Source organism: Rhodococcus sp. NPDC054953, from assembly GCF_053609225.1.
This window is the reverse complement of sequence record NZ_JBSGXD010000015.1, coordinates 62,515-74,851: the sequence shown is the minus strand read 5'-3', so window position 1 is coordinate 74,851 and position 12,337 is coordinate 62,515. Positions and strand designations below refer to the sequence as shown.

The 12,337-nt window shown below is 70.2% G+C and carries 16 protein-coding genes; 8 read left to right on the top strand and 8 right to left on the bottom strand.

The features are described from left to right. Window positions 1-233: 233 nt before the first annotated feature. On the top strand, window positions 234-881 hold the full coding sequence (locus ACWF62_RS12470) for a TetR/AcrR family transcriptional regulator (protein WP_378506965.1): 648 nt from the start codon (window positions 234-236) through the stop codon (window positions 879-881). Window positions 882-952: 71 nt separating this feature from the next. Here the strand turns inward: ACWF62_RS12470 and ACWF62_RS12465 are convergent, their stop codons facing one another. Continuing rightward, window positions 953-1,180 (bottom strand): DUF3107 domain-containing protein, encoded by a 228-nt coding sequence (locus tag ACWF62_RS12465; protein ID WP_378570316.1) that lies wholly within the window; start codon window positions 1,178-1,180, stop codon window positions 953-955. 119 nt (window positions 1,181-1,299) lie between these two features. Beyond that, on the bottom strand, window positions 1,300-1,980 hold the full coding sequence (locus ACWF62_RS12460) for a ferritin-like fold-containing protein (protein ID WP_378506963.1): 681 nt from the start codon (window positions 1,978-1,980) through the stop codon (window positions 1,300-1,302). A 329-nt stretch (window positions 1,981-2,309) separates the two neighbouring features. On the opposite strand from ACWF62_RS12460, the gene ACWF62_RS12455 reads away from it, so the two are divergent. Together ACWF62_RS12455 and ACWF62_RS12450 are read left to right on the top strand one after the other, a co-directional pair. Next, window positions 2,310-3,911, top strand: a complete 1,602-nt coding sequence (locus ACWF62_RS12455) for a DEAD/DEAH box helicase (RefSeq protein ID WP_378506962.1) — start codon at window positions 2,310-2,312, stop codon at window positions 3,909-3,911. Between the two features lie 8 nt (window positions 3,912-3,919). Then, the gene (locus ACWF62_RS12450) at window positions 3,920-5,128 is read left to right on the top strand and encodes an Rv3212 family protein (RefSeq protein ID WP_378506961.1); all 1,209 of its coding nucleotides are present in this window, start codon (window positions 3,920-3,922) and stop codon (window positions 5,126-5,128) included. 23 nt (window positions 5,129-5,151) lie between these two features. On the opposite strand, the gene ACWF62_RS12445 is transcribed toward ACWF62_RS12450, so the two are convergent. Continuing rightward, the gene (locus ACWF62_RS12445) at window positions 5,152-5,937 is read right to left on the bottom strand and encodes a ParA family protein (protein ID WP_378506960.1); all 786 of its coding nucleotides are present in this window, start codon (window positions 5,935-5,937) and stop codon (window positions 5,152-5,154) included. 50 nt (window positions 5,938-5,987) lie between these two features. Between ACWF62_RS12445 and ACWF62_RS12440 the strand changes: the two genes are divergently transcribed. Continuing rightward, on the top strand, window positions 5,988-6,632 hold the full coding sequence (locus ACWF62_RS12440; RefSeq protein WP_452630190.1) for an acid phosphatase: 645 nt from the start codon (window positions 5,988-5,990) through the stop codon (window positions 6,630-6,632). A 33-nt stretch (window positions 6,633-6,665) separates the two neighbouring features. Continuing rightward, a complete protein-coding gene (locus tag ACWF62_RS12435; RefSeq protein ID WP_378506958.1) occupies window positions 6,666-7,139 on the top strand; it encodes a GNAT family N-acetyltransferase in 474 nt (157 codons plus the stop codon). Between the two features lie 7 nt (window positions 7,140-7,146). On the opposite strand, the gene ACWF62_RS12430 is transcribed toward ACWF62_RS12435, so the two are convergent. Beyond that, window positions 7,147-7,569, bottom strand: a complete 423-nt coding sequence (locus tag ACWF62_RS12430) for a hypothetical protein (protein ID WP_378506957.1) — start codon at window positions 7,567-7,569, stop codon at window positions 7,147-7,149. A gap of 97 nt (window positions 7,570-7,666) precedes the next feature. Between ACWF62_RS12430 and ACWF62_RS12425 the strand changes: the two genes are divergently transcribed. Together ACWF62_RS12425 and ACWF62_RS12420 are read left to right on the top strand one after the other, a co-directional pair. Continuing rightward, entirely contained in the window at window positions 7,667-8,623 is a 957-nt protein-coding gene (locus ACWF62_RS12425; protein WP_378506956.1) for a diacylglycerol/lipid kinase family protein, read from the top strand. Between the two features lie 338 nt (window positions 8,624-8,961). Beyond that, on the top strand, window positions 8,962-9,216 hold the full coding sequence (locus ACWF62_RS12420; RefSeq protein ID WP_007537924.1) for a WhiB family transcriptional regulator: 255 nt from the start codon (window positions 8,962-8,964) through the stop codon (window positions 9,214-9,216). A 72-nt stretch (window positions 9,217-9,288) separates the two neighbouring features. Here ACWF62_RS12420 and ACWF62_RS12415 read toward each other — a convergent pair whose 3' ends face one another. Next, on the bottom strand, window positions 9,289-10,800 hold the full coding sequence (locus ACWF62_RS12415) for a sensor histidine kinase (RefSeq protein ID WP_378506955.1): 1,512 nt from the start codon (window positions 10,798-10,800) through the stop codon (window positions 9,289-9,291). A 12-nt stretch (window positions 10,801-10,812) separates the two neighbouring features. Next, entirely contained in the window at window positions 10,813-11,028 is a 216-nt protein-coding gene (locus ACWF62_RS12410; RefSeq protein ID WP_378506954.1) for a biotin/lipoyl-binding carrier protein, read from the bottom strand. Window positions 11,029-11,126: 98 nt separating this feature from the next. Between ACWF62_RS12410 and ACWF62_RS12405 the strand changes: the two genes are divergently transcribed. After that, window positions 11,127-11,201 carry a 50S ribosomal protein bL37 gene (locus ACWF62_RS12405; protein WP_095887907.1) on the top strand — a complete coding sequence of 25 codons (75 nt, stop codon included), beginning with the start codon at window positions 11,127-11,129 and terminating at the stop codon, window positions 11,199-11,201. A 90-nt stretch (window positions 11,202-11,291) separates the two neighbouring features. On the opposite strand, the gene rsrA is transcribed toward ACWF62_RS12405, so the two are convergent. Both rsrA and ACWF62_RS12395 read right to left on the bottom strand, forming a co-directional pair. Then, window positions 11,292-11,573 (bottom strand): mycothiol system anti-sigma-R factor, encoded by a 282-nt coding sequence (rsrA, locus tag ACWF62_RS12400; RefSeq protein ID WP_378506953.1) that lies wholly within the window; start codon window positions 11,571-11,573, stop codon window positions 11,292-11,294. Continuing rightward, window positions 11,570-12,223 carry a sigma-70 family RNA polymerase sigma factor gene (locus ACWF62_RS12395; RefSeq protein WP_378507047.1) on the bottom strand — a complete coding sequence of 218 codons (654 nt, stop codon included), beginning with the start codon at window positions 12,221-12,223 and terminating at the stop codon, window positions 11,570-11,572. Before ACWF62_RS12395 ends, rsrA begins: the two co-directional genes overlap by 4 nt. Window positions 12,224-12,337 lie beyond the last annotated feature (114 nt).

Here is a 12,337-nt window from a genome sequence, read left to right as displayed (position 1 = left end):
GGGCGGGCGGACACCGGAACCCGGCACGACCTGCACCGGGACCGGCGTGTGTACGGCGAGAACGTGCCCGCAACGGTGACCTGGAATACTCGGTGGTGGCAGCGTTCGCGGTTTCGCGAATGTCCGGGCGTCGGTCCGGTATCGTTCGATCACTTTGTGCACCCGGTGCCGTGAGCAACCTCACCCACGCAGCACGAGGCACGGATGGTGACAACGCAAAGATGGGGAGCACGATGACTGAACTCGCGGATCGTTCCGCAACTCCGGCCGGGCGACAAGGCGCCAAGCGCAGCACGCGACTGCCCCGGGACGCTCGTCGACTCCAGTTGCTGCAGGCCGCGAGCGAGGTGTTCGTCAGCCGCGGGTACCACTCGGCGGGCATGGACGAGATCGCCGAGTGCGCTGGCGTCAGCAAGCCCGTCCTGTACCAGCATTTCCCGGGGAAGCTGGACCTGTATCTGGCGGTGCTGCAGAGCTACGTGGACAGCCTGATCTCGGGGGTCCGGCAGGCGCTGCGCTCGACCACCGACAACCGTCAGCGTGTCCGCGCCGCGGTCCAGGCGTTCTTCGATTTCGTCGACAACGACAGTCAGGGCTACCGGCTGGTATTCGAGTCCGACCTGATGGGCGATCCGCAGGTGCTCTCCCGCGTCGACCGCGCCACCGAGGCCTGCGTCGACGCCGTCTTCGACCTCGTCGCCCACGACTCGGGCCTGGACCCCTACCGTGCGCGGATCCTCGCCGTCGGACTCGTCGGGACCAGCCAGTTCACGGCCAGGTACTGGTTGCAGGCGAATCGGCCGATCCCGAAGGAGGAGGCGGTCGACACCACCGTTCAGCTGGCCTGGGGCGGGCTGTCCCACGTGCCGATGCACGCCTGACCGCCGACGATCGACCCGATGACGCGAGAACGGGGCGTGCGGATTCGCACGCCCCGTTCCCCGTCTCCCGGTCAGCTCGCGAAGCCGACCTTGCGGCTGTCGGGCTGCCCGATCTCGACGTAGGCGACCTTCGACGCCTGAATCAGGAACTTGCGCTCCTTGTCGTCGGTGAGGACGAGAACTCCCGATGCGTCGCCGCCGATTGCCGCGGAGACGAGCTCGGTCACCTCATCCGGGGTCTGCGCGCTGCTGAGGATCAGCTCGCGCGGGCTGTCAGAAATGCCGATCTTGACCTCCACGGCCAACCTCCGAACTCTCGTGCCATCACTGTCTGGTGGGGGAACCAACTGGTGTCAGGCTAGTGCAGCCGACCAGGACCGGGCCGCCTCGATGCCTGTGCTGAGAGCGAACAGGAGCGTCAGACGAGACCGAGCACCGCCATCCGTTCGGCATGCCGCTCCTGCATCCGGTCGAACAGTGCCGCGACACCGTTGAGGTCCCCGCTGGCCGACAGGACGAGGTCCGTGAGCGCCTCCCGCTGCGCCATCACGTATTGCGCCTGCGTGATCGCCTCGCCGAGCAGCCGCCTGCCCCACAACATCAGGCGGTCCTTCTCCTTCGTCGACGCCAGCACCGCGGCGCTGACCTCCTGAACGACGAACTCGGAATGCCCGGTCTCCGCGAGCACCTCCCGCACCACCGCACCGACCGACGGGTCGAGCGCGCCGGCGATCTCGAGGTAGAAGTCGGCGGCGATGCCGTCACCGACGTGGGCCTTGACGAGCGACTCGAGCCAGGTCGATGGGTGGGTGGACGCGTGGTAGTCGTCGAGCGGCCGCACGAACGGGGACATCGCCGCGTACACCTCGAGTCCGCGTTCGGTGAGCGCGGACTCGAGCGTCTCGAAGTGCCGCATCTCCGCGCCTGCCATCCGCGCCAGCGCCACCTTCCCGGCCAGGGCCGGGGCCATCCGGGCGTCCTCGGCGAGCCGGTAGAAGGCGGAGATCTCGCCGTAGGCGAGGAGGGCGAACAGCTCACTGACACCCGGGTGGTCGGCGGCGATGACGGGCGACAGCGAATCGGCAGAATTGGCTCCCATGTGGACAGCGTAGACCGCGCCTACCTGCGAACTCGGCCGCGGCGGTTACCATGGTTGCGGGCCGCAGCCCGATCGTCCGGGCAATCGGACGCATCGCGGCGACCATGGCGGCCCGAAGATGATGTGCGCGCACCTGATCCGTAGGTCCGTTCCCGCGCCGCGCCGAGAGACCCCTCTTGCGCGCCGGGCAGCAGGAACCGAGGCCGTCGGACGAGGCACCGACGACAGTCGGACCCGGGGTTGCCGTATCGGACGGTGGGCACCACCCACCCGTCGGACACGGATCCGCCCGGGCGGTCGACACCCGGCCTGGCCCAGCTCGTGCGCGCGTGCCGACGAGGAAGGCCAGACCACTGAGCAAGATCACGATCGACCATGAAGACGACGCGAGCGAGACCACACTGTCCGCCCAGCTCGACGAGACCCACACCGCCCCCAGCTTCGCCGAACTCGGCGTCCGCGACGAGATCGTCCGGGCGCTGGCGGAGATCGGCATCGAACGCACCTTCGCCATCCAGGAGTTGACGCTTCCGCTGGCGCTCGCTGGCGACGACCTGATCGGTCAGGCCCGCACCGGCATGGGCAAGACGTTCGGCTTCGGCGTCCCGCTGCTGCACCGCGTCAGCACCGGCTCCGGCACCGCCGCGCTCGACGGCACCCCGCGGGCGCTGGTCATCGTCCCGACCCGGGAACTGTGCATCCAGGTCACCGAGGATCTGGTGAACGCGGGCAAGTACCTGAAGGCCGGCACCCGGAAGCTTGAGGTGCTGTCGATCTACGGCGGCCGCCCCTACGAAACGCAGATCGAGGCCCTGCGGAAGGGCGTCGACGTCGTCGTCGGCACCCCCGGCCGACTGCTCGACCTCGCCAAGCAGGGGCACCTGATCCTCGGGAAGGTCGGGGTTCTGGTCCTCGACGAGGCCGACGAGATGCTCGACCTCGGCTTCCTGCCCGACATCGAGCGCATCCTGCAGATGGTCCCGGACGGACCCTCCGGCTCCGCTCCCGGCCGCCAGACGATGCTGTTCTCCGCGACGATGCCCGGCCCGATCATCACCCTCGCGCGCACGTTCCTGACCCGGCCGACGCACATCCGCGCCGAGGAGCCGGAGTCCTCGGCGGTGCACGACCGCACCACCCAGCACATCTTCCGCGCCCACGCGCTCGACAAGGCCGAGATGGTGGCCCGAATCCTGCAGGCCGACGGCCGCGGCGCGACGATGATCTTCACCCGCACCAAGCGCACCGCACAGAAGGTCGCCGACGAGCTGAACGAGCGCGGATTCTCGGTCGGGGCCGTGCACGGCGACCTCGGCCAGATCGCACGGGAGAAGGCCCTCAAGGGGTTCCGCACCGGCAAGGTGGACGTGCTGGTCGCGACCGATGTCGCGGCCCGCGGCATCGACATCGACGACGTGACACACGTCATCAACTACCAGTGCCCCGACGACGAGAAGACCTACGTCCACCGGATCGGCCGCACCGGTCGCGCAGGCCGCACCGGCACCGCGGTCACCCTCGTCGACTGGGACGACGTGCCGCGCTGGCAGCTGATCGACAAGGCGCTGAACCTGGGCGTCGCCGATCCGGTCGAGACCTACTCCAGCTCCGAGCACCTCTACACGGATCTCGGCATCCCGACCGACGCGAAGGGTTCGGTCCGGAAGCCGAAGCCCGCGCGCACGAACGAGGCTCCGGCGGAGAGCGCCGACAAGGCCGAGCGGCCGCAGCGGACCCGCACCAGGAAGCGGACCCGAGGTGCACGGTCCGCCGAGGCCGCCACCACCGCGCCTGCCGACACCTCATCGGAGGCCGTCGCCCCGGAACCCACGTCGCCGAGCGGCGAGGGGACCCCGGCCCGGCGCCGGCGCCGGCGCCGTCGCCCGTCCACCGGCGCGGCCACCTCAGCGGCGCCCGCAGCGACGGAGTAGCCACCCACGTGCTCGCACCCGAGCGGCGCACCCGCGCCGACGTTTTCGCCGCCTGCGCGATCGCGCTGCTCGTCGTTGTCGCCGCGGGCGCGGTCTGGTTCACCGGGGATGCCCGCGGCACCGAATCGGTAACCGCGAGCACCCCCGCCGTCCCGGCGGAGACCGCGCTGACGGTGCCCGACACCCTGACCGAGTCCTGGCGTGCCGCCAGCGGCGCCACCGCCGCCCCCGTTGCCGCGGGTGGCGCCGTGGTCAGCGGCGCGGGCGACACCGTCACCGGACACGACCCGGAGACCGGAAGCGCGCTGTGGTCGTATCGGCGGGACCGGGCACTGTGCGGGGTGATCGGGGCCTGGAACACCGCGGTCGCGGTCTACCCCGATGATCGGGGCTGCGGTCAGGTCACCCAACTCGACGGGTCCACCGGGGTTCGGCAGGCGCAGCGATCCAGCGACGCGGACCCCTCCGTGACGTTGTCCGAGGACGGCACCTACCTCACCTCCCGCGGCGACTCCCGGCTGGAGGTGTGGCGCTCGGACCTGGTGCGCACCCTCGAATTCGGTCGGGTCGACGCCCCGGTCAACCCCGGTGTGCAGCCCCGCTCCGGCTGCGCCCTGCTGTCGTCCGGGTCCAGCAGCAGCCGGCTCGCGGTGCTCGAATCCTGTCCGGGGGAGGACGGCGTCCGGCTCGACATCCTGAACCCGGCACCGAAGGACAATTCCGAGCCCGAGGAGTTCGGGTCGACCCTGCTCGGTGACGTCGCGCGCGCCGCCGTCCTCGGCGTCTCGGGGGAACGCACCGCCGTCTACGTTCCCGGGACCCCGACGGCGGCGGCATCGGTCGCGGTGTTCGACGGCAGCGGCAACGAAACCGCCCGGCATCCCGCCCCCGCCGACGTCTCCCCCACCGCCACCGTCGCCCGCACCGCATCGTTCATCAGCTGGTGGACCGGCTCCACCGTGATCGCCCTGCGGACAACGGATTTCACGCCGTTGTGGTCGTTCCCCGATGCGCTCGGCCCCGGCGCGGTGATGGCCGGTCAGGTCCTCGTCCCCGTCGAGGGCGGCATCGCGGTGCTCGACCCGGTCACCGGCGCCGACCTCCGCCGCATCCCGGTCGACCGACCCGACAGCACGCCGCCCCGACCGGTCACGACCACCGTCCTCGGTTCCGTCGTCGTCGAACAGCGCGGGGACGAGCTCGTCGCGCTGCGCTAGGAGACATGCCCTAGGATCCCCGGTCACTCGCAGTGCGGCAGCGGGGTCCCGTCGTCCCAGTACGCGACGAGGCCGCGGGCCAGCTCGCGGTACGCCTTGGCCCCCTTGTTGGTGCGCCCGGCGAGCACCGTGGCCCCCGACGCGCTCGCCTCCGCGAATCGGACGGTGCGCGGGATCGGCGGCGCGAGCACCGGCAGGTCGTAGCGGTCCGCGACATCGGCGAGCACGTCCCTGCTGTGCGTCGTGCGGGCGTCGTAGAGGGTCGGCAGGGCACCGAGCAGCGCCAGCTCCGGATTGGTGATCTCCCGAACCTCGGCGACCGTCCGCAGCAGCTGCCCGACCCCGCGGTGCGCGAGCGTCTCGCACTGCAGCGGCACCAGCACCGCGTTCGCCGCCGTTAGCCCGTTGAGGGTGAGCACGCCCAGCGACGGCGGGCAGTCGACGAGGACCACGTCGAAGTCGTCGCCGAGCGTGGCAAGGGCCCGCTTGAGCGCGAATTCGCGGCCCGGCCGCATCAGCAGCACCGCCTCCGCCCCCGCCAGGTCGATCGTTGCCGGAACCAGGGCGAAACCCTCGTCGGTATCGACGATCACCTCCCGGAGCGGCAGCTGCCCCGTCAGCACCTCGTGCACCGACGCCTCGACCCGGTCCGGGTTGTGTCCCAGCGAGAAGGTCAGGCAGCCCTGCGGGTCGAGGTCGACCACCATCACCTTCCGCCCCAGCCCGGCCAACGCCGCCGCCAGTGATGCCACCGTCGTGGTCTTCGCGACCCCACCCTTTTGATTCGCCACCGCGAGCACAGTTGTCACGGCAGTGATCTTTGCGCACTCGGGGCGCGCTGGCGAGACCCTCACCTGAGATGATCGCGGATGTGCCCTCTCAACGACCACTCGGCGACACCGAACGCGCGGGCGCGGCGACACCGGACCGCGCTGGCGGACGGATCGTGCTGCTGCGGCACGGGTCAACGGAGTGGGCGGCCCGTGGACGGCACACCGGCCGCACCGACGTCGCGTTGACCGCCGAGGGGGAGGCACAGGCGCGGGCCGCCGCCGGGCGCCTGACCGGGCTGGGCCTGCACGACCCGGCGGTCCTGTGCAGCCCCCGCAGGCGCTCGGCGCGCACAGCCGAACTGGCCGGCCTGGACGCCCGCACGTGGGACGCGCTCGCCGAATGGGACTACGGCGACTACGAGGGTCTGACCACCCCGCAGATCCGGGAGCTGGTGCCGCACTGGACGGTGTGGACGCATCCGTGCCCCGGCGGCGAGGACGCCGACGCGGTCGAGTCGCGCGCGGACCTGGTGCTGTCCGTCGCCGAATCCCACCTCCCCGGCCGCGACGTCGTCCTCGTCGGGCACGGCCACTTCTCCCGGGCGCTGATCGCCCGCTGGGTGGGGTTCCCGGTGCTCGAGGGCCGCCGCTTCGCGCTGTCCCCCGGTGCCGTCACGGTGCTCGGGTACGAGCGCGGCGTCCGGCAGATCGTCGCCCACAACGCCAGCTGACCACCGACCCATCCGAAACGAAAGAGGTTCCCGATGATTCGCCGCATCACCGCCGCGGACGTGCCCGCCGTCACCGGCCTGGTGTACGACCTGGCCGAGTACGAAAAGGCCAGGGACGAGTGCACCGTCACCGAGGCCCAGCTGACGGCCGCGCTGTTCGGTCCGCAGCCGACGGTGTTCGGTCACGTCGTCGAGGACGGCGGCGCGGTGGTGGGGACCGCGCTGTGGTTCCGGAACTTCTCCACCTGGGACGGGGTGCACGGCATCTACCTGGAGGACCTGTACGTGCAGCCCGCCTTCCGCGGCCGAGGTCACGGGCGGGCACTGCTCGCGACCCTGGCCCGCGAGTGCGTCGCGAACGGCTACACCCGGCTGGCGTGGTCGGTGCTGAAGTGGAACACCCCGTCGATCGAGTTCTACGACTCCCTCGGCGCGGAACCGCAGGACGAGTGGACGGGCTACCGGCTCAGCGGTGCCGCGCTGGCCGGACTGGCGGGTACGGCCTGACCGCCGGTCATTCCTCGGCGGCGTCGTCCCCGTACTCCTGCGCCATCCACCGCGACGTCGGCGCCGCGAACAGGCACGCCAGCGCGGGCAGGACGACGATGCCGAACACCACGCCGAGTGCGGGCTGGTGCGAATCGGTCAGCAACGACCACACCACCGGCAGCAGCAGCAGCTGGGCCACCACCGCGATCGCCCGGCCCCACCGGTGCCCGCGCAGCAATGCGATCCCGGCCGCGAGCACCGCACCACCGAGGATGACGAACCAGGCGGCCGTCCCGTACGGGTTCGCGGCCTCCCGGTCGTGCCCGAGCAGACCCCGGATCACCAGCACGAGCGCGACGACGACGGCGACGACGCCCTCGAAGGTGACCAGGCCGCCGGCCCAGCGAACCGTGGCGGGAAGGGACGGAGATGCGGGTGACTCGGACACGGCAGCCACCCTATAGAACGCGGCACCCGGGTCGCCGCCAGCGTCCCGGCGACCGCGTTGGGCGCGGGCCGGCGCCGACGCCCTAAGCTCGTGATCCGTGCGCGCGCTGCTGATCGTGAACCCGAATGCGACCTCGACCACCCCGGCTGCCCGGGACCTGCTCGCGCATGCCCTGTCGAGCCGGGTGCAGGTCCGGGTGGTGCACACCACCCACCGTGGTCACGCCGCCGAGCTGGCCCGGCGGGCGGTCATCGAGGGGATCGGGCTGATCATCGTGCACGGCGGCGACGGCACCGTCAACGAGGTCGTCAACGGACTGCTCGGCGCCCCGGAGCCCGGGTCAATGAGCGCGCTGACGATCGGACCGACCCCGCTCGTCGCGGTGGTGCCGGGTGGGTCCGCGAACGTCTTCGCCCGCTCCCTCGGCATCGACCCGGATCCCGTTGTTGCGACGAACCAGCTGATCGAACTGCTCGAGCTGCGGGAGCGGCGACGAATCGGGCTGGCGCACTGCGACGGCCGATGGTTCACCTTCAATGCCGGGCTCGGGCTGGACGCGCAGGTGTGCGAGGCGATCGACCTTGCCCGCGCGAAGGGCCACGCAGCGACCCCGTCCCGGTACGTGCGGACCGCGGTGCGCACCTTCCTCCGGACCCGGCGGATCGAGCCGACGCTGACGGTGGAGGTGCCGGGGCACGAGCCGGTCGACGGGGTGCACTACGCGTTCGTGTCGAACTCGAGCCCGTGGACGTACCTGAACCAGCGCCCCGTCGCGGTCAACCCGGACACCGCCTTCGACACCGGTCTCGGCGTGTTCGCGATGCGCACGATGAGCATCGCACGGAGCCTGCCGATGGTGCGCCAGCTCCTGAAGCCGGGGTCGAACCCGAAGTCGCGCAACCTTTTTCGGGTGGATGACACCCCTCGGGTGCGGATCACCTCGACCACCCCGATCGGGCTCCAGATGGACGGGGACTACATCGGAAAGCGCACCGAGGTGAACTTCGTCGCGGTGCGCGACGCGCTGACGATGGTGGCCCCGAGCCGCGGCTGACGCCGTGCCGACCCCGCCGCCGATGCCGCGCGGCGGGCGCGGAGCCGGGCAAGAACCCTACTCCCATAGTGCAAAAGTCCCGCGAGCGGGGTACAAAGTAATGCAGACCACACCGGGTGATTCGCAATAGTGAGTTACCCCACGGACGGGCCATTTTCTATTGACTTCCTGCGCGTTCGTGAAAGCATTCACAAGCAACAGCGCGGAAACATTCGACTCAACCGCGCATGAACGACGCGATACGCAACGGTGCGTGACGGCCCGACTTCCGGAGCCAGTCCGCTGCCAACGAACACACAGACGACACGGTGCGATGCACCCGGTAAAGGAGCAGAAGGATGGACTGGCGCCACAAGGCAATCTGTCGGGACGAGGACCCGGAGTTGTTCTTCCCTGTGGGCAACAGTGGACCGGCCATCGCGCAGATCGCGGACGCCAAGCTGGTGTGCAACCGCTGCCCCGTGACCGCCGATTGCCTGTCGTGGGCCCTCGAGTCGGGTCAGGACGCGGGCGTGTGGGGCGGCATGAGCGAGGATGAGCGGCGCGCGCTCAAGCGGCGGAACGCACGCACCCGGGCTCGCAGCGCGGTCTGACACACAGCTGTCGTCACTGAGGCCCGGCACCGAAAGGTGCCGGGCCTCAGCGCTGTTCACACCGAGCGACGGTCACACGCGGGTGGCGGCACGGCGCCCCAACGGAACCCGCAACGCCGCCTCCGTTCCACCACCGCGCCGAGCCGGGCGCAACCCGAGCGAGCCACCGAGTTCCGCGGACACCAGGGTCCGCACGATCTGCAGGCCCAGGCTCTCCGAGCGCTCCAGGCTGAAACCGTCGGGCAGGCCCGTCCCGTCGTCGTGGATCACCACGTCCAGCCAGCGCGCCGACCGCGTCGCCCGCAGCGTCACCGTCCCGTCCTGTCCCGGCTCGTACCCGTGCTCGATGGCGTTCTGCACCAGCTCGGTCAGCACCATCACCAGCGGTGTGGCCCGCTCCGCGGGAAACACCCCGAAACTGCCCTCCCGGCGGATCTGCACCGTGCTGTTGACCGCGGCCACGTCCGCCATGATCGGCACCAGCCGGTCGACGACCTCGTCGAGGTTGACCTCCTCGTCGACGGACATCGACAGGATGTCGTGGACGAGCGCAATCGAGGTGACCCGGCGCACCGACTCGGCGAGCGCCAGCCGCGCCTCGTCGTTCTGGGTGCGGCGGGCCTGCAATCGCAGCAGCGCGGCCACCGTCTGCAGGTTGTTCTTCACCCGGTGGTGGATCTCCCGGATGGTGGCGTCCTTGCTGAGCAGAGCCCGGTCGCGGCGTTTGACCTCGGTGACATCCCGAATCAGGACCACGGCGCCCGCCGGGTTTCCGCCGGGCCGCAACACCAGCGTGCGCAGCAGCACGATCGCCCCGCGCGCCTCGACCTCCATCCGCTTGCCCGCCTTCCCGGCGAGGGCGGCGCGAATGTCGGTGGCGACATCCTGCGCGTCGAACGGGTCGGTGATCAGGGTGCGGGTCACCGCGGCCAGGTCCCGACCCTTGAGCGTGGTCGTGGTCAGCCCCATCCGGTGATACGCCGACAGTGAGTTCGGGCTCGCGTAGACGACGATGCCGTCCGGGTCGAGCCGGATGAAGCCGTCCCCGGCCCGGGGGCTGGACAGGATCTCGCTCTGCTCCTCCGGCGTCGGGAAGGTGCCCTCGCTGATCATCTGGCACAGCTCGGCCGCGCAGTCGAGGTAGGCCACCTCCAGCGGGCTCGACTGCCGCTGCTGCGTCGGGTTGGTGTCGCGGCTCAGCACCGCGATCACGTCCCCGTTGCAGCGCACCGGGATGGCCTCGCGGCGCACCGGGTTGCCTCCCCCGGAGTCCTGCACCCGCACGATCCGCCACTCGGTGAGCGCCTGCCGCACGTGCGGATGCTCGCTGTCCGAGACCACCCAGCCCACCGCGTCCTCCGCGAACGCCGTCGGCGCGGTCGTGGGACGACACTGGGCGACGCACACCAGCCGGGCATCCTCGTCCGGCTCGGCGAGCCCGGCGTCGGTGGAGACCCAGAGCAGCACGTCGGCGAACGACAGGTCCGCAAGCAGTTGCCACTCCCCGACCACCCGCTGGAGGTGGTCAACGCCCTCACCGGGGAGTTCGGTGTGCTCGGCGAGCAGGTCACTGAGGGTCGACATCGGCGGCGCGGGTCAGGAGATGACGGCGATCAGGTCGCCCTGCTGAATGACGTCGCCGACCGCGACGTCGACCGAGGTGACGGTGCCGTCGACCTCCGCGATCACCGGGATCTCCATCTTCATCGACTCCAGGATCACGAGGGTGTCCCCCTCCTTCACCGCGTCACCGGCGGCGACAACCACCTGGAAGACGGTGGAGACCATTTCGGCGCGCACGTCTTCGGCCATCGAGCACCTCGCTTGTGTTGGGACCTACCAGTGGAAGTACAGCCAACCACACGTGGAAGAATGTCCCCGAGCGAGATCGGACAAGAAGGGAGACAACCATGGGTAAGCGTGGTCGCAAGAAGCGCAGCCGCAAGGGCAGTGCCGCAAACCACGGCAAGCGTCCCAACGCCTGAGCGCGTAGACGAAGCCAGTAACGCCGAACGGGCGGTTACCGCGTCCCCCTCTCGGGTGATGTTCCGGTAACCGCCCGTTCGACGTCCTTGCTACTGCGCGGGATCGATGCGGGTGACGATCGTGGTCTGGCTCAGCTGAATCCGCAGCCGCTGCCGGAGGCCCTCCGGCGCGTGCTCGCCGCCGCACTTGCGCGAGAGCAGCGACTTCACCTTCGCCTCGATGCCGTAGGCCTCGAAGCAGGAGCCGCAGTCCTCCATGTGCTGCTGCAGCCGGGCGCGGGTGCGCTCGTCGCATTCGTTGTCGAGCATCAGCCAGACGTCGGCGATCACGGCGGAGCAGTCGAGCCGCTCGAATTCGTTCTGCTCGCTCACCGGGACGCCTCCTGCTCCTGGCCTGTGGTTGTTGTGGTGGCGCCGCGGTTGAATCCGCGTTCGCGGGCGACATCGGCGAGCAGCCCGCGCAGTTGCTTCCTGCCGCGGTGCAGCCGCGACATGACCGTTCCGATCGGGGTACCCATGATCTCGGCGATCTCCTTATACGGGAACCCTTCGACGTCCGCGTAGTAGACGGCCATCCGGAACTCCTCCGGCAGCTGCTGCAGCGCGTTCTTGATCTCGTCGTCGGGCAGCGCATCGAGCGCCTCCACCTCCGCCGACCGCAGACCCTGCGAGGTGTGCTCGGCGGTGGCGGCGAGCTGCCAGTCGGTGATCTCGTCGGTCGGGTACTGCGCGGGCTGCCTCTGCTTCTTCCGATACGAGTTGATGTACGTGTTGGTCAGGATGCGGTACAGCCACGCCTTGAGGTTGGTGCCCTCCTTGAAGGAACGGAACGCGGAGTACGCCTTGACGTACGTCTCCTGCACCAGGTCCTCCGCGTCGGCGGGGTTGCGGGTCATCCGCAGCGCGGCGCCGTACAGCTGGTCGAGCAACGGCAACGCGTCCCGCTCGAATCGCTGCGTCAGCTCGGCCTCCGTCTCACCTGCGGCGCCAACATCCGGGCCGGTGTCTCGGGGTTCGCTCAGGTCGTTGGGCACGGTGATCCCTTCGCTCTCGTCAGAGATCAAGGCTACCGCCACCGGCCCGACGGGCTGTCGATCAGCGCCCCTCACGACCTTCCTCGCTGCGGGACGTTCGAG

Excerpts from the sequence above, each read along its gene's own strand:
- ACWF62_RS12470 (WP_378506965.1), top strand. The coding sequence starts at position 234 with ATGACTGAACTCGCGGATCGTTCCGCAACTCCGGCCGGGCGACAAGGC.
- ACWF62_RS12410 (WP_378506954.1), bottom strand. The coding sequence starts at position 11,028 with ATGGCCGAAGACGTGCGCGCCGAAATGGTCTCCACCGTCTTCCAGGTG.
- ACWF62_RS12460 (WP_378506963.1), bottom strand. The coding sequence starts at position 1,980 with ATGGGAGCCAATTCTGCCGATTCGCTGTCGCCCGTCATCGCCGCCGAC.
- ACWF62_RS12435 (WP_378506958.1), top strand. The coding sequence starts at position 6,666 with ATGATTCGCCGCATCACCGCCGCGGACGTGCCCGCCGTCACCGGCCTG.
- ACWF62_RS12440 (WP_452630190.1), top strand. The coding sequence starts at position 5,988 with ATGATCGCGGATGTGCCCTCTCAACGACCACTCGGCGACACCGAACGC.
- ACWF62_RS12415 (WP_378506955.1), bottom strand. The coding sequence starts at position 10,800 with ATGTCGACCCTCAGTGACCTGCTCGCCGAGCACACCGAACTCCCCGGT.
- ACWF62_RS12420 (WP_007537924.1), top strand. The coding sequence starts at position 8,962 with ATGGACTGGCGCCACAAGGCAATCTGTCGGGACGAGGACCCGGAGTTG.